Origin of the sequence: Stenotrophomonas sp. Y-13 (assembly GCF_046267925.1) — a bacterium.
GTDB classification, from domain to species: domain Bacteria; phylum Pseudomonadota; class Gammaproteobacteria; order Xanthomonadales; family Xanthomonadaceae; genus Stenotrophomonas; species Stenotrophomonas acidaminiphila_A.
Genome location: NZ_CP176501.1, coordinates 3,261,579 through 3,283,683, shown reverse-complemented (window position 1 = coordinate 3,283,683; position 22,105 = coordinate 3,261,579). Strand labels below are relative to the sequence as shown.

The following is a 22,105-nucleotide window of genomic DNA, read 5'->3' as shown; positions in this document are numbered from 1 at the left end:
GTCATCGACGGCGCTCCGGCGTGAGCGCTGCCGCGTCCGCCCGGTGCATCCGCCCGGAGGCGGGCGCGGCGGGCAACGGACACGGCCCGCCATCGTTGCTGGCCTGCGCGAACCAGTCCTCGACCACGCCGGAGAGGCGATCCAGCCGCAGCGGCAGGGTCAGGTGGTCCTCGCCCGCCAGTTCCAGATAGCGCGCGCGTGGCGCGGCGGCGGCCAGCGCGCGGCCCTGCGCCACCGGGATGTGGGCATCGTCGCGGCCGTGCAGCAGCAGCACGCAGGCCGGCACCTGCGCCAGCGCCTGGCCCACGTCCACGCGGTCCAGGTCGAGGCCGAGCCGGCGGTCGGCGGCGGCGATGGCCTCGTCCAGCCCGCTGCCGCCGTACTGCCAGCGCGCCAGCGGCAGCGCCAGGTAGTCGCCCAGGCGCTCGGGCGGCCGTGACAGCATGTGCGGCACCATCGCGCGGATCGCCTGGCCGGCGTTGTCGAAGGACTCCATCGCCACCACGCTGCGCAGCCGCGGGCCGAGCTCGCGCGCGGCGAAGATGGCGGTGGCCGCGCCGTAGGACACGCCGAGCAGGTGCACCGGGCCGCTGATCTCGCCGCGGGCATCGAGCGCGCGCAGCGCGGCGGCCACATCCTGGCCCTCGCGCGTGCCGTAGCCGGACGGCGCCTGTCCGGAGCGGCCGTGGTTGCGCAGGTCCAGGGCGATGGTGCGGTAGCCGCCCTGCGCCAGCTGCAGCGCCCACGGCAGCAGCGAGCCGCCGTCCATCATCCAGCCATGCAGCAGGATCACCGTGCCGCGCGGTGCGGGCGGGGCCGCGCCCGCCGCCGGCGCACTGGCCTGCATCGAGAACTCGGGGAAGCGTTCGCCCAGGCCAAGGTAGCGGTAATGCAGGCGGTAGTCGCCCGGATCGAAAGCGAGCCAGTGCAGCGCCACGCCGCCGTCGCCGGGCACCTGGCCCTGGCGGTGCGGCAGGCGCGCGAGCAGGGCATCGATGCGCGCGCTGGGCACCATCGGCGAGGTGCCGCCGGGCGCGGCCAGGCGCGCGCTGAGCGACAGCGGCGGCATCGGCGAAGACAGGGCGAAGCCGGCCAGCATCACGCAGACGCCGGCCAGCGCCAGCGAACGCAGCATGGCGGAGATCCGAAATAGGGGAGGGCGCCACGGTAGCGGCTGCGCCACGGCGGCTCTACCGCGCGTCGATGACAAATGCATGACCGTTGTGTGGTGTTTGGTTTCGCGCCGCGCCGGGCGGGCCGGGCGCCGGAAAAGGCAAAGGCACCTTGCGGTGCCTTTGCCGGTTGCAACGGGTCGGGATCCAGGGATCAGAAGCGCTGCTGGTACTTCATGTACATGAAGCGGCCGATGTCGAAGCCGCCGTAGTAGGTGAAGCTGCTGTTGGGCTGGCTGTACATCACCGGGCCGACGTGCTTGAAGACGTTGTTCACGCCCAGCGACACGGTGCCGTTCCACGGCAGGCTGTAGCGCACCTGCAGGTCATGGAAGGTGTTGGCGCCGACCTTGCGGCTGGGCTGCACGTCGGTGTACGCGGAACGGAAGTCCGGCAGGTTGCACTCCGGGCCGCCATCCAGGTCGTAGGAGCACTTCTCCTTCATGCCCGAGTAGTAGCGCGTGGTCCAGCCGATGCCGAGGTCGCCGTACTGCCAGTCGAGGCTGAGGTTGGAGCGCACGCGGAAGTTGCCGCCCCAGCCGGTGAATTCCTCGACCGGGGTGCTGTCCACGTTGTCGCTCTTGCGCGACAGGTAGTCGACGTAGGTGGTGTTCCAGCTGACCGCGAAGCGGCCGATGGCCAGTTCCGGCAGGCGGTAGCGCACGCCGACGTCATAGCCGGCGGTTTCCTGGTAGCCGGCATTGTTGAGCGAGCGGTTCATGCCGCTGACCTGGCCCTTGTTGCTGCCGGAGGTGTAGCGGGTGAAGCGCGAGCATGCCGAGGCGATGCCCTGCACGTAGCACTGGTTGAGGATGTCGGTGGCCGACTCGCCGACGATGACGTTGTCGATGCGGATCTTCCACCAGTCCAGGCTCAGGTCCAGGCCGCCGACGAAGTCCGGGCTGTAGACCACGCCCACGGTCCAGGTCTTGGCGGTCTCGGGCTTCAGGTCCGGGTTGGAGCCGGAGGTGAAGTCGGTCACCGCCTGCACGCCGGAGGTGCTGGCCAGTTCGCCGTCGCCGGTCTTCTGGCGGAAGCCGGCGCCCAGGCCGGCGGCGGTGCAGCGCGCGGCCACTTCGGCATTGCGCGCGGCGGCGCCGAACGCGCGGTCGCACGGGTCGGTGATGCGGTCGCGGGTGGTCACCGTGCCGCCGTACAGGTCATCCACGGTGGGCGCGCGGAAGCCGGTGCCGTAGGTGGCGCGGACCAGCAGGTCGTCGACCGGCTTCCACTTCAGGCCGAACTTGCCGTTGGTGGTGCCGCCGAAGTTGTCGTAGTCCGAGTAGCGCCCGGCCACGTCCAGCGACAGCTCGCGCGCGAACGGCAGGTCGGCCAGCAGCGGCACCTGCAGTTCCAGGTAAACCTCGTCCAGCGTGTAGTCGCCACGGGTCGGCTGGCCGCTGGTGCCGGCGATCTCGCCGTTCTGCACCATCAGGTCCGGGGTGTAGCTGGCTTCCTCGCTGCGGTGCTCCACGCCCATCGCGGCCATGATGTCGCCGGCCGGCAGGCTGAACAGCGAGCCGGAGAGGTTGGCGCTGACCACCTTGGTGGTGCTCTGGATGTCATCGACGAAGCTGCGGAACAGGTAATCGCGCACGGCCGGGTCGCCGCTGAGCGAGCCGGGGCTGTTGCTGCCCATCGGCGCCAGCGGGTTCCACGGCACGCAGCCCTGGATCACGTTGTCCGGGGTGCCGCAGCGGGCCACGCCGTTGGCATCGATGAAGGAGGCGCCCACCGCCTTGTTGACGTTGGGCTGGTACATGCTCTGCAGCGTGCGACGCTCGCCCTCGTTGCGGTTGAACATGTAGCCGACGTTCCAGTCCCAGAAGCGCGAACCGGTCTCGAAGCTGCCTTCCAGGCCGACGCTGGCGCGCTTGGTGGTCAGGCTGTTGCTGGTCGCGCGCGGGAACTCCTCGGTGCGGTGCGAGAACAGCACGTCCTTGCCCCAGTGGTTGAACGCACTGTCCTTGGACAGCATCGCGCGGGCGCCGCTGGCGGCCTGTGCCGAGGACACCGAGTACGGGTAGCCGGCCAGCTGCTTGACCGACTCGCGCTCGCTGTACAGCACGTCGGCGACCACGCGCAGATCGTCGCTGATCTGGAAGCCGCCGTTGGCGAACGCCGAGCGGCGCTCCAGGCCCGACAGCAGGGTCATGTTGGTCTTGGTGTTGGCGTAGGCCGAGCGGTCGAGCGGCTTGAAGTCCTCCACCTTGGACGGGTCGCCACCGGGGCCGACGCTGAGTACCTTGCCATCGACCGTGACCGAACCCCAGGCGGTGGTGCCGTTGAGGCCGTCGGTCGGGTGGTAGGGGCCGTTCGGATAGGCGGTGAACTCGCGTGCGCCGCCCAGCACCGGGTCTTCCTTCACCTTCTCGGCGCCGATGGTGACCCAGCCACGCGCGAAGGTCTTGCCCCAGGTGGCGCTGTAGGAACGCTTCTGGCCGTCGCCTTCGCCGTACTGGCCGACATAGGCGTTGGCCTGGCCGCCGTCGAAGTTCTTGCGGGTGATGATGTTGACCACGCCGGCGATGGCGTCCGAGCCGTACAGCGCCGAGGCGCCGTCGGTCAGCACTTCCACGCGCTCGACGATCGCCGACGGGATCGAACCCACGTCGGAGTAGCCGCCGGCGCTCACGCCCATGCGGCGGCCGTCGACCAGCACCAGGCTGCGCTCCGGGCCGAGGTTGCGCAGGCTGACGAACATGCCGCCGTAATCGCGCGCCGAGGACAGCGCCGAGGCGCGGCTCAGCGCCGGCGCGCCGGCCGCGGTGACGTCCTGCAGGATGTCGGCGACGTTGACGTAGCCCTTCTTCTCGATCTCGGCGCGGCTCAGCGCGATGACCGGCTTGGCGGTCTCGACGCTGGCCTGGCGGATGCGCGAGCCGGTGATCTCGACGCGGTCCAGGGTGGTGGTGCCGTCATTGCCGGACTGCGCCAAGGCGGGGGCGCTGCATGCGGTGGCCAGGGCCAGCGCGATGGCGGAGCGAAGCGGGGTCGACTTCAGGTACATCGGTTTTCCTTTACTGACTACGAAAAAAAGCGCCCGGGAAGGGCGCCCTGAACAGATGCGATCACCGTTGGGGGAGGGACGCGGCATCCGTGCCATGCAGCTGCGCTGCCCGCCGGGCTTCCAGCGGGCGCGCATCATGGACCAAACGGATCGATGCGTGAAGGGGCAAACTCCGCCATTGCCGGCTGATCGCCGTAGTCGCCAAAGGGGCGGCGCGCGCACGCGCCGCCACCGTGGCCGTCAGGTCTCGCGCAGCGCGGTGGTGATCGGCAGCCGCGCCGCGCGCAACGCCGGGAACAGGCCGCCGACCAGGCCGATGCCCAGTGCCCACTTCAGCCCGCTCCACAGCAGCTCGGGCGAGACGTGGAACTTGAACACCACCGCGCTGAAGTTGCTGCCGATGGTGGACACGCTGTAGCCGTTGAACACCAGCCACGCTACCGCGCAGCCGAGCAGGCCGCCGACCAGCGCCAGCAGCATGGTCTCGAGCATCACCGCGGTCACCACCGGCAGGCCGCGGAAGCCGATCGCGCGCATGGTGGCGATCTCGCGGGCACGGGTGGCCACGGCCGCGTACATGGTGTTGAGCGCGCCGAACACCGCGCCGATGGCCATGATCGCGCCGATCACCTTGCCGAGGATGCTGATCAGCGTGTTCAACCCGCCGCCCTGCTTGCGGTAGTAGGCGCGGGTGGTCTCCACGTCCAGCTTCAGCCGCGGGTCGGCCGCCACCGCCGCCTTGAACTGCTCGAAGCCGGGCTTGCCCTCGGTACGCACGCTGATCGACTGGTAGGCGCCACGCTGGTAGGTGGTGGCCAGGGTCTGCACGTCGGTCCACAGCTCCGAATCGTGCGCGTCGCCGGAGGCGAACACGCCCACCACCGTCCACGCCTGGTTGCCCAGGGTGAGGGTCTTGCCCACTTCCATGTCACGGAACTGGCCCTGCGCGCCCTCGCCGACCACGATCTCGCGCAGGCCCGGCTTGAACGGGCGGCCCTTCACGATCCTGACCTTGTCGTGCACCGCCCAGCCCATGTCGCCGACGCCGCGGAACTGTGCGTTGACGTCGGTGCCGTCGGCACGCGAGACCAGGTTGACCACCTGCGACAGCTCGGCCGACAGCATCGGCCGCCCCTGCGCGTCGCGCGCCACCCCCGGCAGCGTGCCCAGCAGCGGCACCTGGTCGCGGGTGATGACCGAGTTGGTCTCGGCCTGCGAGCCGCCGCGCAGCACGATCGCGGTGGTGTCGTCGCCCGTGCTGTTGAGCGTGGCCTGGAAGCCTTCGCCCATCGCCAGCATCGCCACCAGTACCCCGACCACGCCGGCGATGCCGACCACGATCACCGACGACGCGCCCCAGCGCTGCGGCAGGCTGGAAATGCCGATGCGGGTGGCGGCCAGCGCCAGCCGCCCGCTGCGGGTGAGCGGCAGCCACAATGCGATGGCGACCGCCACGGCCAGCACGCCGACCCAGGGCAGGGCGATCCAGATGCCCAGGCCGATGGCGAGCACCAGCACCACCAGTGCGTTTGCAATGAACTTCTTCATGGCTCTCTCCTCAGCGCCCGGCCAGTGCGTCGACGATCTTCAGCCGCTTGGCGCGCAGCGCCGGCAGCACGCCCACCACCAGGCCGATCAGCACGATCAGCCCCAGTCCCATCAGCCAGGTCTGCAGTGGTACCTGCGGCGGCAGCATGCCCATGGTCTTGGGGGCCATCAGCGGCAGTGCCAGCGCCGCCAGGCCCAGGCCGAGGGCGCCGCCCAGGCCGACCAACAGCACCGATTCGACCATCACCAGCATCAGCACGGTGCCGTCCTTGAAGCCCAGCGTCTTCAGCGTGGCCAGCTCCGGGATGCGCTCGCGCACCGCCTGCGCCATGGTGTTGCCGGTCAACAGCAGCAGGGTGAAGAACACCGCGCCCATGATCGAGGTGACGATCATGCCGATGTCGGCGAACTGCTTGATGAAGGCCTGCTGGAACGCCGACTCGGTCTGGCTCTTGGTCTCGTGGTCGGAATTGGCCGAGATCGCGTCGATCGCCTGGGCCACGCGCGAGGCGTGGTCGGCATTGTCCAGCGTGACCGTGTACCAGCTCACCTGGTTCTTGATGTAGTCGTTGGATTCGTCGAAGTACTTCCAGTTCATCATCAACTGGCGCTCGTCGTTGGCGGCGGTGGCGGTGTTCTTCGAGTGGAAAACGCCCACCAGCTGCAACGGCCAGTCGTTGCTGCCGCCACGCGGGAAGATCGTGGCCTGCAGCGGGATGGTGTCGCCGATCTTCCAGCCGAACTGGTTGGCCAGCGTCGCGCCGACGATGGCACCGGTGCGGGTGTTGTGGAACGCGTCCAGCTGCTCCTTCGGGATCTCGAACTCGCGGTAGACGTCGAAATAGTTGGGCGCCACCGAGAAGTTGGGGAAGAAGTTCTTCGGGTCCTGGTAGATGCCGCCGAACCACATGCCGTAGGTGACGTCGCGCACGCCCTGTACCTGGCGGATTTGTGATTCCAGGCGGATCGGCAAGGACTGGGTGATCGACAGCCGCGAGGCGACGACCAGGCGGTTGGCGCCGGCCACGCTGCTGCCGCCGCTGCTGAAGGCCACGCGGACCGAATCGAGCATGCCGAACAGCAGGAACGCGGTGACCACCGACAGCAGCGTGAACAGGGTGCGGGTGCGGCTGCGGAACAGCTGCGCCCAGATCAGCGAGAAGTACTTCATGGCCTGCCCTCCTGCGCGCCGTGGCGCGGGCGGCGGTGCGCCGAAGCGCAGTGATCGTGTCGAATGTTCATGGCCGGGCTCCTTCAGTGCACCGGGGCGTCGACCAGCTCGCCCTTGTCCAGATGCACGGTGTGGGTGGCGTACTCGGCCGCCTTCGGGTCATGGGTGACCATGATGATGGTCTTGCCGTGCTCGCGGTTGAGCAGCTGCAGCAGGCCCAGCACCTCCTCGGCACTCTGCCGGTCGAGGTCGCCGGTGGGCTCGTCGCAGATCAGGAACATCGGGTCGGAGACGATGGCGCGGGCGATGGCCACGCGCTGCTGCTGGCCGCCGGACAGCTCGTTGGGGCGATGGTCGCGGCGGTCGGCCAGGCCGACCAGGGCCAGCGCGATCTGCGCGCGGCGCCTGCGTTCGCCGGCCGACAGGTTGGTCAGCAGCAGCGGCAGCTCCACGTTCTTCTGCGCGGTGAGCATCGGCATCAGGTTGTAGAACTGGAACACGAAGCCAACGTGGTGGCTGCGCCAGGTCGAAAGCTGGCCGGCGCCGAGCTGGTCGATGCGCTGGCCTTCGATGGCGATCTCGCCGCCGCTGGGCGTGTCCAGTCCGCCGATCAGGTTGAGCAGGGTGGTCTTGCCCGAACCGGACGGACCCATCAGCGCGACGAAGTCGCCGCGGTCGATGTCCAGGTCGATGCCGTGCAGCACCTGCACCTTCTCGGGGCCGCGCTGGTAGGTCTTGGTGATGTTGCGGAGGGTGACGAGGGCGGTCATGGGTGGTCCTCTGCGGTGGTGCGGTGGGTGGCGCTGCCGCGCCGTTCTGCTTTTTCTTCCGCGTGGGCGGGAGCGGTGAATGGGGCGATGCTTCGGCGGTTGCGGTTGCGGTTGCAGTTGCAGTTCTCTTTTGACTTCTTCAGGCCGTAAAGCGGGCCGAGCACCGCAGCGGGGCAGGGGGCGAAGAGGCGCACGTGTCTGAACGAAGCGAGTTGTGCGCCGTCCCCCTGATCCGTGAGGAGAGCAGGGAACCGGCGGGCGCAGCCCGGCGGATCGCGTCACGCCCTGCCTACGCGCCCGACGCGCTACGCGCGCCGGGTCCACTCCGCCGGCGGGATTTTTCGACGAGACATCCCTGTCTCGTCGAAAAACGACGTGCATCCCTGCACGCCGCCCTTCGGGTTTTTCCCGCCGGCTCCGTCGCTGCGGAAGGGGGGCGGAAATCAAAAGCGAGAGCAGAGTCACGAGCAACAGCAACAGCAACAGCAACAGCAGAAATCAGTTCTCAAGACCCTCGTCCTCCGGGGGGAGAAGGCGCGGGCTGCGTGCCACTGGCGCGTGTGCCCTGGAGCGGGGCTTGCGGTGAGGGGCGATGGAGCCCGGATGGATCAGCCACCCCCGGCGCCATGCGTCCTCATCCGCCATCCGGGCACCTTCTCCCCCCGGGAGAAGGGCACCCGGTCATTGCGCCGCGTCGCTGGCCAGTGCCACCTTGTCGCCGTCCCTCAGTGTCGGCGGCGGGTTCACCACCACCGTCTGTCCCGCCGACAGGCCCGACAGCACCTGCCGGTCCTTGCCCATTTCCATGCCGGTCTTCAGCGCCTGCGCCTGCACCGTGTCGTCGCCGCCGACCACGAACGCCACCGTGTCCTGCCCGCGCTGCACGATCGCCGTTGCCGGCACGCGCACGCCCTCGGGCTTCTTCTCGCCGGCGGCCGCCGGCTTTTCGAGGAAGCTCACCCGCACGCCCATCTCCGGCACGATGCGCGGGTCCTTCACCTTCAGCGCCACGCGCACCTTGACCGTGGCCTTGCCGCGGTCGGCGGTGGGGATGATGGCGATCACTTCGGCCGGAATCTTCCAGTCCGGGTAGGCGTTGAGCACGGCTTCGACCGGCATCTTCGGCTGCACGCGACCGATGTAGGCCTCGCCCACCTCGACTTCGATCTCCAGCGAATCCATGTCGACGATGGTGCCGATGCCGGTGCGGGTGAAGCCGCCGCCGGCCGACAGCGGCGAGACGATCTCGCCCGGCTGCGCGGCCTTGGCGGTGACCACGCCGGCGAACGGCGCGCGCACCACGTTGTTGTCCACGCCCAGGTCGGCGATGGCCAGCGCGTCGCGGGCGACGGTGGCGTTGTGGCGGGCGGTGGCCAGCTGCGCGCGCAGGCTGTCGCGCTGGGCCACGGACTGGTCGTACTGCGAGCGCGACACCAGCTGCCGGCCGACCAGCTGCTGCAGGCGCTGGGCGTCGGCCTCGGCCTGGCGCAACTGCGCCTGCAGGCCTTCGACCTGGCTGCGTGCGGCGTCGAGCTGGGCGGCGTTGAGCGCGCGCTGCGCGTTGGCGTCGATCGGGTCGAGGGTGGCCATGACCTGGCCCTCCTCCACGCGCATGCCTTCCTCGATCATCACCTCGCGCACCTTGCCGGTGATCTTGGCCGACACGGTGGCCATGCGCCGCGCCACCACGTAGCCGCTGGCGTCGAGCACCGAGGCACTGGCGCTGTCCTGGCCGATGGCGACCACCGCTGCGGTCTCCACCACCACCGGCTTGCCACGGCTGAAGAAAATGCCGGCGACGATCGCGAGCACCAGCAGCGCCAGCAGCCCCAGCACCCACCACAGCCAGCGGCGCGGGGCGGCGGGGCCGGTCGGCGGCGGCGCCGAGCGGTCGATGCGGAGTTCCTTGAGCAGGTCGGCGGAGGTGTTCATCGGTACCGGAACGGGAGGCGGGAAGAAGTGACGGAAGGTAACCCAAACCGGCCCTGGCGGGCGGCCGGTGGCGGGGACCGATTCTAGGTGGCGCGCTTCCACCGCGCAGGTGACGGGTGTCACCCGCCTGGCCTGACCGCCGCCACTGCGCGCCGGCGGCGCGGCTGGATACCGTGGCGCCATCGATCAGCGGAGGTGCGTGGATGGACGCGAGGGGGCAAGTACTGGCGAGCCTGCGCGGGGTGCGCAAGCGCTATGGCGCGCTGCAGGCGCTCGATGGCGTGGACCTGGACCTGCATGCCGGGCAGGTGCTGGCCTTGCTTGGGCCCAACGGCGCCGGCAAGACCACCACCATCGGCCTGCTGCTGGGACTGCTGCGCGCCGACGCCGGCCAGGTGCGCCTGTTCGGGCGGGACCCGCAGCAGGTGGCGTCACGTCGCGGCATCGGCGTGATGCTGCAGGACGCGGCGCTGCCGCCGACGCTGAAGGTCGGCGAGCTGCTGCGGCTGACTGCCAGCTACTACCCGGCGCCGCGGCCGCTGGCCGGGAGCGCGGCGCTGGCCGGGATCGAGGATCTGCTCGGGCGGCCCTACGGCAAGCTGTCCGGCGGCCAGCAGCGGCGCGTGCAGTTCGCCATCGCGCTGTGCGGACGCCCGCGGCTGCTGTTCCTGGACGAGCCCACGGTGGGCCTGGACCTGCCGGCGCGGCAGCGGCTGTGGGCCGCCGTGCGCACGCTGGCCGGCGAAGGCGTGGGCGTGGTGTTGACCACGCATTATCTGGAGGAGGCCGGGCACCTGGCCGACCGCGTCTGCGTGCTCATGCGCGGGCGCATCGTCAGCGACGGCAGCGTCGACGCGCTGCGCGCCCGGGTACAGACGCGCCGCATCCGCTGCCGGTCCACGCTCGCGGCCAGCGCCGTGGCCGGCTGGCCCGGCGTACGCCAGGTCGATCACGATGGCACCTGGCTGCAGGTCTCCAGCGACCAGGTGGAAACCGTGGTGCGGCGCCTGCTCGAGGCCGATCCGGCACTGGCCGGCCTGGAAGTACAGGCCGCCGGCCTGGACGAGGCGTTCTGCGACCTGACCCGCGACGACCGCGTCGCCTGCTCCGTTCTGCGCGAGGCCGCCTGATGGACACCCTGCCTGCCTGTTCCGCCACCCTGCCGCCAATGCCGCGCGGCCGCGTGGTTGCCGCCTACCTGCAGGAGACGCGCGCCGAATGCCTGCGTTACCTGCGCAGCCCGTCGTTCCTGCTGCCGACGCTGCTGTTCCCGGCGGTGTTCTTCGTGATGTTCGCGGTGGTGCTGGGCGGCCGCGGCGCGGCCGAGGCGCCGCGCTTCCTGCTGGCGTCGTATTCCACTTTCGGGGTGATGGCGCCGGGCCTGTTCGGCTTCGGCATGTCGCTGGCGCTGGAGCGCGACAACGGCCTGCTCACCCTCAAGCGCGCGCTGCCGATGCCGCCGGCCGCCTACCTGCTCGGCAAGACCGCGATGGCCATGCTGATGGCGGCGCTGATCACCTGCCTGCTGCAGGCGCTGGGGCTGACCCTGGCGCACGTGCAGCTGCAGGCGGCGCAGATGCTGCGGCTGGCGCTGGTCTGCATCCTCGGCGCGGTGCCGTTCTGCGCGCTGGGGCTGCTGCTGGGCACTTTGGTCAAGGGCCAGGGCGCGCCGGCCATGGTCAACCTGCTGTACCTGCCCATGGCGTTCCTGTCCGGGTTGTGGTTCCCGTTGCAGATGCTGCCGCCGCTGCTGCGCGCGCAGGCGCCGCTGTGGCCCAGCTACCACCTCAACGCGCTGGCGCAGTCGGCGCTGGGCCTGGGCACCGGCGGCGCCGCGCCGCACGTGCTGTGGCTGGCCGGGTTCACCGCCGTGGTCCTGGCGCTGGCCGTGCACCGCCTGCGCCGCCATGGCTGATGGCATCATCGACGCCTGCGCGACAGGAACCGCCCCGTGAACCACCGCCATATCCCCGCCTGGCTGACGCCCGCCCCCGATTCGGTGGTGGCCGACAACCTCAAGCTCGGCAAATGGCCGTGGATCGACGCCGTGCACCTGCTGTGGACGGTGTGGGTGTTCCTCACGCCGATGTTCGGCGGCGGCTTCACCCTGCGCTGGGTGCTGATCACGCTGTGGTCGTACCCGCTGTTCCTGGTGCTGTTCGTGATGACCCTGGTGGCGTCGCGGCGCAACGCACCGCTGTTCGCGCTGGCGATGATCGTGCTGTCCATGGCGCTGCTGCGCAGCTATCCGTCGGGCATGAACTACTTCGTGTTCGGCTGCGTGATGCTGCGCTCCAACCGCTGCATCAGCGTGCGCCGCTACCTGCTGGAACTGGTGCTGCTCAACACCGGCTTCGTCGCGCTGGCCGCGTGGATCGGTTACCCGTGGCAGGTCGTCGCCTGGATCCCGGCCTTGACCGTGATCATCGGCCTGATCGTCAACGTCGAGCGCGCGAGCAGCGAGAAGGACGCCGCGCTGCGGCTGTCGCACGAGGAGGTGCGCCGGCTGGCGGCCACCGCCGAGCGCGAGCGCATCGGCCGCGACCTGCACGACCTGCTCGGGCACACGCTGTCGCTGATCACGCTGAAGATGGAGCTGTCGCGCAAGCTGTTCGAGCGCGACCCGGCGCGTGCGCGGCGTGAACTGGCCGAGGCCGAGCAGATCGCGCGCGACGCGCTGGCGCAGGTGCGCAGCGCCGTCACCGGCTTCCGTGCCGCCGACATGGCCGCCGAGCTGGCCTCGGCGCACCTGCTGCTGGAGTCCTCGCGGGTGCACCTGCGGCACACACCCCCACCGCCCATGCCGGCCTGGATCGAATGCGGGCTGGCCATGGTGCTGCGCGAGGCGGTCACCAATATCGCCCGCCACGCGCAGGCCAGCGAGGCGCTGATCGCGCTGCGGGTGGAGGACGGGGCGGTGGTGCTGGAAGTGGCCGACGACGGCCGCGGCGGCGTATCCGCCAACGGCAACGGCCTGGCCGGCATGCGCGAACGGGTGGCGGCACTGGGCGGCAGCCTGCGCATCGACTCGCCGCGTGGCGGCGGCACGCGGCTGGCGGTAACCGTGCCGCTCGGCGAACCCGGTGCCGCCCCGGGCACCGCGCCCAAGGCACCCGCACCGGCAATGGAGGCGCGCGCATGATCCGCATCCTGCTGGCCGAAGACCAGGCCATGGTGCGCGGCGCCTTGTCGGCGCTGCTGAACCTGGAACTGGACATCGAGGTGGTGGGCACCGCGGCCGACGGCGAGGCGGCGTGGCGCGAGCTGCAGCGGCTGGCCCCGGACGTGCTGGTCACCGATATCGAGATGCCGGGGCTGACCGGGCTGGAGCTGGCCCAGCGGGTGCAGCGCCATGGGCTGGCGGCGAAAGTGGTGATCGTCACCACCTTCGCCCGCGGCGGCTTCCTGCGCCGCGCCCTGGACGCCGGGGTGCAGGGCTACCTGCTGAAGGACGCGCCGGCGGAAAAGCTGGCCGAGGCCCTGCGCCAGGTGCACCGCGGCGGCCGCGCCATCGATCCGCAACTGGCGGTGGAAGCCTGGTCCGAGGCCGACCCGCTCAACGACCGCGAGCGCCAGGTGCTGCGGCTGGCGGGCGAGGGCCGCTCGGCCAACGAGATCGCCGAACAGCTCGGGCTGTCGCACGGCACCGTGCGCAACTACCTGTCCGACTGCATCGGCAAGCTGGGCGTGGCCAATCGCATCGAGGCGCACCGGCTGGCACGGCAGAAGGGCTGGTTGTAGTCGGGATCCGCCACCGGTCGCCAGGTGGCGATACCTGAGGCGGCGGCAGCGCGAGGCTTTCCGCGGCGCCGCGCGGTGTGGACGCCCACGCCGCGCGGTGGAACCTCAGTCCCTGCCGCGGGCCATCGCCTGGAACACGCCGTCGCGGCGCACCCACAGGTGGAACAGCGCCGCGCCGACGTGCGCCAGCACCGTGGCGAACAGCGCATAGGCCAGCACGCCGTGGGCAGCGCGCAGCGCCGCGTACAGCGCCGGCGTATGCGGCACGATCGCCGGCAGGTGCACGCCGCCCCACAGCACGATGGGATAACCGCCGGCCGACAGCATGGCCCAGCCGATCAGCGGCATCGCCAGCATCAGCGCGTACAGCACCGCGTGTGAGGCCCTGGCCGCCAGTGCCTGCCATGGCGGCAGGTCCGCCGGCAGCGGTGGCGGGCGGTGGCGCAGCCGGTTGTACAGGCGCAGCAGCGCCAGCACGCCGATGGCGATACCCAGCGGGCGGTGCAGGTCGATCAGCAGCGGCCGCAGGTGCAGCGAAGCGACCATGCTCACGCCGATGAACAGCATGGCCACGATCATCAGCGCCATGGACCAGTGCAGCACCCGCGCCAGCAGGTTGAAATGGCCGTTGCCGGTGCTCATCGCGTGGCCTCCTGCGGCTGCGCCGGGGCGCCGGCGGCGCGTTCGCGCTCGCGGCGGTTGAACGACTGCGAATAGATCGCCGAGCGTGCCGCCAGCACCGGGTCATCGCTGCCGCGCATGCCGGTGGGCAGGATCAGCGGGTCGAAGTTCAGTTCGCCGCAGCCGCCCTGTTCCTGCGACTGCATGTGCTCCAGGCTGAGGATGCCGGCCATCACTTCCGGACGCGACGCCGGCCACGGCACCGAGGGATCGTCGACCGCATCGCCGGGGCCGGCGAGGCTGACCACCAGGTTCCAGCGCAGCGGACCGGCGGCCAGCCGGCGCTGCAGGTCCTGGCTGAGGAAATCCGCGTCCGCGTGCGTGCGCGCCTGTGCGTCGAGCTCGACCACCGGCGCCTGCGGCTGCCAGCGCCAGCGCACGGCACGCGTCTGGCCCTGCGCATTGGTGAACCAGAAGCTGTTGATGCCGTTGAACGTGGTGTTGGCCCAGCTGTCGGTCCACGGCGCGGTCCGCGCCCACTGCTGGAACGCCTGCGCGCTGGGGTACTTCGCCAGCACCGCGGCCATTTTCGCCGGGTCGGGCTTGCCGGTGGCCGGATCCGGCACCTGCGCGCGGGTCTGTTCGTAGAACGCCTCGGGCGTGGGCACCGCGAAGAACGGGAAGCTGTTCATCGCCATCCGCCATTCCTGGCCATCGTCGCTGGCCAGGCGCAGGGCGATGCTGCGCACCCGCGCATTGCCGTCGGCGCCATGCGGATCGCCGCCGCCGATCGACAGCCGGCCGAGCACCGGCACCCGCGGCTGCGTGAACACGCGTGCCCGCGACAGCGACGGCGCCTGCGCGCTGGGTTCGAACCAGCCGCTCACGCACACGCCCTTGCTGTGCGCGCGGCGGAAGCCGGGATGGGCCGCGCCGGTCGCCTCGATGGTGTCGGTGAAACGCTGCGCGGTCAGCCGTTCGCGGCCGATCCAGCCGGCCAGCCAGGCAAAGGCCAGCGCGGCGGCACCCAGGATCAGCGCGATCAGCGCGATCCAGGGCAAGGCGGTGTGGCGGCCGGGCGCCTGTGGATCCTGGCCTGCAGGGGGAGGGGGGAGCAGTGGCATGTCGCGGTCCTGCCTGGGTCGAGCATGGGAAGGGCCCGCACATCGTCGCTGAACCGGGCAGCCGGAAAAATTCAATTTTTCGTCAGATATTCCCCGCCCCGGGCAGCGCCGGCCGGACCGCTCCGGCCGGCAGTGCCGGCATCAGCCGTAGCGGGCCTTGAGCATCGCCCACGCCGAGCGCAGCGCCAGTGCCTCGCCGCCGGCCGGGCGCCCCGGGCGGTCGCTGTCGTTCCAGGCGTAGACGTCCAGGTGCGCCCATGCGCGGCCTTCGTCGACGAAGCGCTCCAGGTACAGCGCCGCGGTGACGCTGCCGGCCATGCGCGAGCCGGCGTTGGCCATGTCGGCGATGCCACTGTTGAGGTAGCGCTGGTACGGCCGCCACAACGGCATGCGCCACACCGGGTCGCGGGTCTGCTCGCCGGCCTCCAGCCACTGCCGGGCGAGCGTGTCGTCGTTGGCGAACAGCGCCGGCAGGTCCGGGCCCAGGGCGATGCGCGCGGCACCGGTCAGGGTGGCGAAATCGATGATCGCGTCGGGCTGCATCTCGCTGGCGTAGGCCAGCGCGTCGCACAGGATCAGGCGGCCCTCGGCGTCGGTGTTGTCGATCTCCACGGTGATGCCCTTGCGCGTAGTGATCACTTCGCCCGGGCGGAACGCGTCGGGGCCGACCGCGTTCTCCACCGCCGGCACCACCAGGGTCAGCCGCACCGGCAGCTTCTGCGCCATCACCAGCCCGGCCAGCGCCAGCGCATGCGCGGCGCCGCCCATGTCCTTCTTCATGTTGCGCATGCCGTCGGCCGGCTTCAGGTCCAGCCCGCCGGTGTCGAAGCACACGCCCTTGCCGACCAGCGCCAGGTGCGGGGCGGTGTCCTGGCCCCAGCGCAGCACGATCAGCCGCGGCGCGCGGTGCGAGGCGCGGCCGACCGCGTGGATGGTGGGGAAATTCATCTCTAGCAGTTCGTCGCCGGCGATCACTTCCAGCGTGCCGCCGTGGGCGTCGGCCAGCGCGCGCGCGGCGTCTTCCAGGTGCTGCGGGCCCATGTCCTCGGTCGGGGTGTTGACCCAGTCGCGCACGCGCAGGCACGCGGCGAGCACGTCCTGTACCTCCGCCGACGGCGTGCCCAGCAGTTGTGCCGGTTGCCGTGCCGGCTTGCGGTAGCGGGCAAAGCGGTAGCTGCCCAGGCCCCAGCCCAGGTGCAGGTTGGAAAGCCCGGCGGCATCGAGCGCGCTGGCCAGCTGCCAGCGGCTGCCGGCCGGCAGTGCGAACGGGCCGTGCGCGTAGGCATGGGCATCGGCGCGGTCGCCGACGCCCAGCACCGCGCCGGCCAGCCCGTCGTCGCCGGGCAGCAACGCCACGCTGCCCGGCGCGGCGGTGAACTGCTGGCTCTTCAGCCACGCCTGCGTGGCCGCCGGCTGGGCGTCCAGCCACGCAGCGAACGACGCCTTGTCGAGCACGTGCAGCGGCAGGGCGTTGTTGGCATCGGAGGTGAAACCAATGGATGGCGAAGCAGACATGGGGGTCATTCCTGGTAATGGGGGGCGGTGGCGCGCGATGGCCGGCCGCCCGTTGTCATGATGCCGTTCCGATACGAGGAAGCAGCCAGTAGAGGGCGGCGCAGTTCAGCACCGCGCTGGTCCAGAAGCCGAGCTGGAAGCCGATCTTGCGGGTCTTGTGGCGGAATGCCTGCTGCGCCAGCAGGCCGCCCGGCCAGCCGCACAGCAGGTCGAAGGCGTGCAGGGTGCTTTCGCGCGTGCGCCATTGGCCGTTGCTGGCGGCGTTCTTGTCCCGGGCATAGGCGAAGAACGACACCGTGCCCATCGCCACATAGGCCAGCGTTACCGGCAGCGGCCAGAGCCGCAGCGCGCCGCCGGCGGCCAGCGCGATGAGCGCACAGGCAAGAATGCAACGCTGCACGGCGTCGATCGGCGCGGCCGCGGCACGCCGCTGGCGGGCGGCGGTCTTCGCCGCCACGCGCCGCTGCGCCCGGGTACGCATCACCGCGGCATTGACCAGCGTGACGTCCACCGCGTTCAAACGGCCGCGCGCATCACGCTCGCAATCGTAGCGGATGAGGTCGCCATCGGCGGGGCGGCGGCCGGCCTTTGCAATCGCCTTGATGTGGACGAAGGCGCGCGCCGCGTCGCCGGCACCGGCCTGCGATTGCAGCGGGCGCACGAAACCATGGCCCTTGCCGTCGTTCCACTGTTCGATGCGGCCCAGTTGCGGCATGGCCTCACTCCTGCGCGTCCAGCCAGTCGGCCAGCCCGGTGAGGGTGTCGAACTGCAGGTCCGGCTGCAGGCCGACGTGGGTCCAGGGGTGCGATTGGCGGTTGATCCAGCAGCCGCGCAGGCCCGCGCGGATGGCCCCGGCCACGTCCATTTCGGCGTGGTCGCCCACGTGCAGGACATGGGTGCGCTCGACACCCAGCCGGGCGCAGGCGGCGTGGAAGATGCCCGGGTCCGGCTTGGCCGCGCCGAACTCGCGCGAGCCCAGCTGGAACGCGAACAGGTCGCCGATGCCGATGCGCTGCAGGTCGGCGTTGCCATTGCTGACCGCGGCCACCGGCACGCGCGCGGCGATGCGCCGCAGCGCGTCCAGCGCATCGGGGTAGAACTCCACCTGGTTGCGTGCGGCGTAGAACGCCTCGTAGGCCGGTTCCAGCAGCTCCAGGCCGGCACCGCTCTTTTCCAGCGCTTCGGCCAGGGTGAGGCGGCGCAGCGCGCTCAGGTCGTAGTGCAGGTGCGGGTTGTCGTCGAAGGTGCGCACGCGCAGTTCGCGCATGGCCTCCACCGGGTACATCGCCGCCGTGGCCGGGCTGTGGACGCGCATCCAGTCGTGCAGCACCTGGTCGATGCGGGCACCGATGGGTGCGAACGGCCAGAGCGTGTCGTCCAGGTCGAGGGTGATGGCTAGGACAGGAAAGTTCACCGGGCCATTTTACGGCAGCGCGGCACGCGGCGCCTTGCCTATTCCAGCAGGCGCGCCCAGCCGTGCATGCCGTCCAGCCGCGCCAGCACCAGTTTGGCGCAGACCAGCAGCGGTACCGCCAGCAACAGGCCGACGATGCCCCACAGCCAGCCGAACAGCATCAGCGCCAGTACCAGCATCAACGGCGAGATCGCCATGCGCCGGCCGAGCACGATCGGGGTGACCAGCTGCCCCTCCAGCGTATGCAGCGCCAGGTAGGCCAGCGCCGGCGCCGCCACGGCCAGCGGCTCGCGGAACTGGGTCAGGCCTACCAGCAGCATCAGCGCGATGCCGATCAGCGGGCCCACGTAGGGTGCGAAATTCAGCAGCATCGCCACCGTGCCCCACAGCAGCGCCTCGGGCGCGGCGATGCCCAGCAGCACCAGCACCCCGGCCAGGGCCAGCCCGACCAGGGCATTGATGATGGTGATGGTCAGCACGTAGCGCGAGATCTCGCGCTCCATCGCGCGCAGGATGTCGGTGGTGAAGCGTTTCTGCTGGCGGTTGGGCAGCAGCGCGATCACGTGCCGCTGCAGGGTTTCGCCGTAGATCATGAAGAACAGGGTCAGCAGCACCACCGCCAGTGCCGAGGCGGCCAGCCGCGGCGTGCGCACCAGTGCCTTGTACGGGTCGTCGAGCCGGGTGCGGATCACTTCCACCTTGCGGTTGTCCTCGCCGCCGGCGGCGCGGGCGAAGCTCTCGGCGGCCTGGTTGGCCTGCTGCACCGGCCGCACCAGGTCGCGGACCTTGCGCGACACCTCGCGCAGCTGCTGCGGCGTCTCGGCGAACCAGTCGGCCGCCGGCCCGGCCAGTTGCACCGCCAGCGCGCCGGCACTGGCTAGGCCCAGCGCCAGCACCAGCAGCGCGGCCAGGAAGCGCGGCAGGCGCAGTTTCTGCAGCAGGCGGATGATCGGGTTGCCGACCAGGGCGAAGAACATCGCCAGCAGCACCGGCAGGACCACGTCCTGCGCGGCCCACAGGGTTGCGCCCACCGCCAGCGTGGCCAGCACCAGCAGGGCGGTGGAGGCGCGCGGGCGCGGCGCCGGCGCGACCGGTTCGGTGGAGGCGGCGGTGTCGGGCGCAGCGGTGTCGGACGGCAGTGCGGACATCGGGCGGCACTCCGGTGCGGAAGGGGCGTGGCCGGCGGCCGCGCGGCTCAGGATTCTGACAGTTCGGTGGCGGCGGCGGCCGCCTGCGGCGGCGTGCCCGCGGCCGCGGGCGTCGCCCCTGCCGGTGTACGCGGGTCTGCCTGCGGGGCGTCATCGCCGGCCGCTTCCGCGGTCGCCGCGGCGGCCGCGGCCAGCCCGGCTTCCTGCAGCGTGGCGATCGAGGCCTGCGCCGAGGCGACCAGCCCGGATACCGAGCCGATCATCTGCAGCCAGCGCGCGCCGCTGAAGGCGCCGCCGGGTTCCAGCCTGCCGGCGACAAAGCCACCGGCGAGCCCGGCGATGAGGATGCGGCCCGGCGTCCAGCTGCGGCGCCAGGCCGCTTCCAGCGTGTCCCATTGCCGCACGGTCTCGTCCATGCGTACCTGCACGACGGCTTCGGCGCGGCGCACCCGGCGCTGCAGGGCATCGAAGTTCATGGCGTCCGGTCCCCGGGGATCTCGACGTCGGCGTCGGGGTCGTCCTCGGCCGGTTCATCGAACAGGCCCAGTCGCGACAGCTGCCGGCGGGTGGCATGCATGCCGGTATGGTGGAAGAAGTAGCTGACCCGCCAGATCGCATAGCCGGTGACCGCCAGGCTGGCCAGCGAAGTGACCAGCAGCGACACGAACCAGGACAGGCCCAGCGCGTGCAGCAGGGCGATCAGCGTGGCCGCCAGCAGCAGCCACGCCGAGGCACCGAACACGATGGCCACGCCGCTCCAGGCCAGCGCCCGGCCGAAGGCGCTGCGGGCCAGCGCGAAATCGGCCGAAGCCAGCCGCCGCAGCGAGCGCAGCGTGTGGGTCGCCGCATCCAGCGTCTGCCGGCCGGCGCTGCCGACCTCGCGGATGCTCTCCTCCAGCCCGGGCGCTGCCTTGCCGGCCTCGTCGTTGCCGTTTCCGGTGGCGCCCGATGGTGGCGCGTTGTCGCCCACGCCCGCGTCAGTCGTTGCTGCGGGCGAGCTTGGCGATGATCCAGCCGGCGGCGAACGCCACGCCGAACGAGGCCAGCGGGCGCTCGCGGATCAGGTCGGCGGCGCTGTCGATCAGGTCCTTGCCCTTGTCCATCAGCGCGTCCATCTGTTCCTTGGCGGCGGCGCCCGACAGCTCGGCCGCGGCCAGCCCGGACAGGGCGCTGTCGGACAGCTCGGCCTTCACGTTGGCCTTGCCCAGGCGCAGTTCGTCACCGGCCAGGCCGGCCGCGTCCTTGACCGCCGTGCCGGCGGCGCGCGCGGCCGATTTCAGGTGCGATCCGGCGTCGCCCAGGTGGTCCTTCATGGTGTCGGTGTTCGTGGGGCTCATTGTTTCGTCTCCTTCGGTTCGGGGGGACGCCAGCGGGGCGGCGCAGGGAAAGCAATACCAGCGGCCGGGTGTAAGGAACGTTACGAGCGCCGGCCGATCAGCGCATCAGCAGTTGTCCCGGGGTGGTGCCGCGCACGATGCGCAGCACCAGCTGCGGCGGGCGCGGGCTGAAACTGGCGCGCCAGCTGGCCAGGTCGACGAACTCGCCGCTGCTCGCGGCCAGCACGATATCGCCGCTGGCCAGGCCGGACTGCGCGGCGCGGCTGCCACGCGCCACCTCACTGACCAGGACGCCGTTGAGGCCGGACTGGCGCGCGGACTCGGGCAGGTCGACGAACGTGGCGCCGGACAGGCGCGGGTCCAGCGTATCACCGGTCACCGCGCGCGGCTGTTCCTTAAGCGTGGCCTTGAGCTGCAGCGGCTTGCCGTCGCGGCGCACGTCGAGCTCGACGACGCGGCCGACCGGCTGCAGGCCCTCGAAGTTGTGCAGTGCCTGGGCGTTGTCCACGCGCTGGCCGTTGATCGCGGTGACCACGTCGCCGGCGCGCAGCCCGGCCGCCGCCGCGGCCGAGCCGGCCAGCACGCGGGTGACCAGCGCGCCGCGCGCTTCGGCCAGGCCCAGCCCCTGCGCGATCTGCGGGCTCAGGTTCTGGGTTTCCACGCCCAGCGTGCCGCGCACCACCACGCCCTTGGTGATCAGCTGCTCGACCACGTCGCGGGCGAGGTTGGAGGGAATGGCCAGGCCCAGGCCGATGTTGCCGGCCATGCTGCCCTGCGGGTTGAAGCTGGCGGTGTTGATGCCGACCAACTGCCCGGCCAGGTTGACCAGCGCGCCGCCGGAGTTGCCCGGGTTGATCGAGGCGTCGGTCTGGATGAAATTCTGGTAGCCCAGCCCGCGGATGCCGCTGCGGCCCACCGCCGAGACGATGCCCGAGGTCACCGTCTGGCTGAAGCCGAACGGGTTGCCGATGGCCACCACGAAATCGCCGGTGCGCAGCTGGTCGCTGTCGCCCAGCGGCAGCGCGGTGAGCTTTTCGGCGGGAATGCGGATCAGCGCGATGTCGGTGTCGCGGTCCGACCCGAGGAATTCGGCCTTGACCGTGCGCCCGTCGGCCAGCGTCACCTGCACGTCGTCGGCGTTCTCGATCACGTGGTGGTTGGTCAGCACGTAGCCCCTGGCCGCGTCGATGATCACCCCCGAGCCCAGCGACTCGTTGATGCGCTCCTGCGGTACCTGCGGGAACAGGCGGCGGAAGAACGGGTCGTCGAAGAACGGGTTGCGCACCCGCACCACCTGCTTGGTGTTGACGCTGACCACGGCCGGCATCACCCGTTCCAGCATCGGTGCCAGCGACGGCACCGGCTGGCCGGCGACCGCCGCCGGCAGGGCCGCGGTGGCGGGCAGCATGGCGCCGGTGGAGGCCTGGGCGCGGTTGTCCAGGTGGGCGTTGATGGCACTGGCGGTGAAGCCGCCGAAGGCGGCGGCCAGGGCAAGCGTGAGCAGGGTCGGGAGCGGTCGCATAAGGGCCGGGGTTCCATGCGGGGACGCCGCGCGGGGCGTCCGGGTGGGGCGGGAGTGGCTGAATGGAGTGTGGCGGCAG

Annotated in this window: 20 protein-coding genes; 4 read left to right on the top strand and 16 right to left on the bottom strand. The window is 71.0% G+C overall.

The genetic code is table 11. The features are described 5' to 3' along the window. Position 1: 1 nt before the first annotated feature. The 6 genes from ACJ7VY_RS14890 to ACJ7VY_RS14865 all read right to left on the bottom strand — a co-directional run bounded on the left by ACJ7VY_RS14890 (position 2) and on the right by ACJ7VY_RS14865 (position 9,603). Complete coding sequence (locus ACJ7VY_RS14890) at positions 2 to 1,135, bottom strand: alpha/beta fold hydrolase (protein WP_409475943.1); 1,134 nt, start codon at positions 1,133 to 1,135, stop codon at positions 2 to 4. 191 nt (positions 1,136 to 1,326) lie between these two features. Next, entirely contained in the window at positions 1,327 to 4,182 is a 2,856-nt protein-coding gene (locus tag ACJ7VY_RS14885; protein ID WP_409475942.1) for a TonB-dependent receptor, read from the bottom strand. A 240-nt stretch (positions 4,183 to 4,422) separates the two neighbouring features. After that, entirely contained in the window at positions 4,423 to 5,730 is a 1,308-nt protein-coding gene (locus tag ACJ7VY_RS14880) for an ABC transporter permease (protein WP_409475941.1), read from the bottom strand. Between the two features lie 10 nt (positions 5,731 to 5,740). Beyond that, a complete protein-coding gene (locus ACJ7VY_RS14875; protein WP_312345952.1) occupies positions 5,741 to 6,901 on the bottom strand; it encodes an FtsX-like permease family protein in 1,161 nt (386 codons plus the stop codon). An 83-nt stretch (positions 6,902 to 6,984) separates the two neighbouring features. Continuing rightward, positions 6,985 to 7,671 (bottom strand): ABC transporter ATP-binding protein, encoded by a 687-nt coding sequence (locus ACJ7VY_RS14870; RefSeq protein ID WP_104939792.1) that lies wholly within the window; start codon positions 7,669 to 7,671, stop codon positions 6,985 to 6,987. 681 nt (positions 7,672 to 8,352) lie between these two features. After that, complete coding sequence (locus ACJ7VY_RS14865) at positions 8,353 to 9,603, bottom strand: efflux RND transporter periplasmic adaptor subunit (protein WP_409475940.1); 1,251 nt, start codon at positions 9,601 to 9,603, stop codon at positions 8,353 to 8,355. Between the two features lie 203 nt (positions 9,604 to 9,806). Between ACJ7VY_RS14865 and ACJ7VY_RS14860 the strand changes: the two genes are divergently transcribed. Genes ACJ7VY_RS14860 through ACJ7VY_RS14845 form a run of 4 tightly spaced genes read left to right on the top strand, consistent with a single transcriptional unit; the run spans position 9,807 to position 13,344 of the window. Beyond that, the gene (locus ACJ7VY_RS14860) at positions 9,807 to 10,733 is read left to right on the top strand and encodes an ABC transporter ATP-binding protein (protein ID WP_409475939.1); all 927 of its coding nucleotides are present in this window, start codon (positions 9,807 to 9,809) and stop codon (positions 10,731 to 10,733) included. Next, positions 10,733 to 11,518, top strand: a complete 786-nt coding sequence (locus ACJ7VY_RS14855; RefSeq protein WP_312345942.1) for an ABC transporter permease — start codon at positions 10,733 to 10,735, stop codon at positions 11,516 to 11,518. The genes ACJ7VY_RS14860 and ACJ7VY_RS14855 overlap by 1 nt, the downstream gene beginning before the upstream one ends. 36 nt (positions 11,519 to 11,554) lie before the next feature. After that, complete coding sequence (locus ACJ7VY_RS14850) at positions 11,555 to 12,745, top strand: sensor histidine kinase (RefSeq protein WP_409475938.1); 1,191 nt, start codon at positions 11,555 to 11,557, stop codon at positions 12,743 to 12,745. Further along, on the top strand, positions 12,742 to 13,344 hold the full coding sequence (locus ACJ7VY_RS14845; protein WP_104939788.1) for a response regulator transcription factor: 603 nt from the start codon (positions 12,742 to 12,744) through the stop codon (positions 13,342 to 13,344). The genes ACJ7VY_RS14850 and ACJ7VY_RS14845 overlap by 4 nt, the downstream gene beginning before the upstream one ends. Positions 13,345 to 13,449: 105 nt before the next feature. Here ACJ7VY_RS14845 and ACJ7VY_RS14840 read toward each other — a convergent pair whose 3' ends face one another. From ACJ7VY_RS14840 to ACJ7VY_RS14795, 10 genes are all read right to left on the bottom strand, one after another. Further along, positions 13,450 to 13,986, bottom strand: a complete 537-nt coding sequence (locus ACJ7VY_RS14840; RefSeq protein ID WP_240212432.1) for a cytochrome b — start codon at positions 13,984 to 13,986, stop codon at positions 13,450 to 13,452. After that, a complete protein-coding gene (locus ACJ7VY_RS14835; protein WP_409475937.1) occupies positions 13,983 to 15,089 on the bottom strand; it encodes a catalase family peroxidase in 1,107 nt (368 codons plus the stop codon). Before ACJ7VY_RS14835 ends, ACJ7VY_RS14840 begins: the two co-directional genes overlap by 4 nt. Positions 15,090 to 15,230: 141 nt before the next feature. Then, complete coding sequence (locus tag ACJ7VY_RS14830) at positions 15,231 to 16,613, bottom strand: leucyl aminopeptidase family protein (protein ID WP_312345931.1); 1,383 nt, start codon at positions 16,611 to 16,613, stop codon at positions 15,231 to 15,233. 46 nt (positions 16,614 to 16,659) lie between these two features. Then, positions 16,660 to 17,319 carry a DUF1294 domain-containing protein gene (locus ACJ7VY_RS14825; RefSeq protein ID WP_409475936.1) on the bottom strand — a complete coding sequence of 220 codons (660 nt, stop codon included), beginning with the start codon at positions 17,317 to 17,319 and terminating at the stop codon, positions 16,660 to 16,662. 4 nt (positions 17,320 to 17,323) lie between these two features. After that, positions 17,324 to 18,019: an HAD family hydrolase gene (locus ACJ7VY_RS14820; protein WP_409475935.1), complete on the bottom strand. Its 696-nt coding sequence runs from the start codon at positions 18,017 to 18,019 to the stop codon at positions 17,324 to 17,326. 38 nt (positions 18,020 to 18,057) lie between these two features. Further along, positions 18,058 to 19,167 carry an AI-2E family transporter gene (locus ACJ7VY_RS14815; RefSeq protein ID WP_312345925.1) on the bottom strand — a complete coding sequence of 370 codons (1,110 nt, stop codon included), beginning with the start codon at positions 19,165 to 19,167 and terminating at the stop codon, positions 18,058 to 18,060. A 47-nt stretch (positions 19,168 to 19,214) separates the two neighbouring features. Next, complete coding sequence (locus tag ACJ7VY_RS14810) at positions 19,215 to 19,643, bottom strand: protein sip-5 (protein WP_312345923.1); 429 nt, start codon at positions 19,641 to 19,643, stop codon at positions 19,215 to 19,217. Beyond that, positions 19,640 to 20,137: a phage holin family protein gene (locus ACJ7VY_RS14805; RefSeq protein WP_409475934.1), complete on the bottom strand. Its 498-nt coding sequence runs from the start codon at positions 20,135 to 20,137 to the stop codon at positions 19,640 to 19,642. Before ACJ7VY_RS14805 ends, ACJ7VY_RS14810 begins: the two co-directional genes overlap by 4 nt. Before the next feature lie 7 nt (positions 20,138 to 20,144). After that, complete coding sequence (locus ACJ7VY_RS14800; RefSeq protein ID WP_104939780.1) at positions 20,145 to 20,504, bottom strand: hypothetical protein; 360 nt, start codon at positions 20,502 to 20,504, stop codon at positions 20,145 to 20,147. 97 nt (positions 20,505 to 20,601) lie between these two features. Continuing rightward, entirely contained in the window at positions 20,602 to 22,026 is a 1,425-nt protein-coding gene (locus tag ACJ7VY_RS14795) for a Do family serine endopeptidase (RefSeq protein WP_313230134.1), read from the bottom strand. Between the last annotated feature and the right edge of the window lie 79 nt (positions 22,027 to 22,105).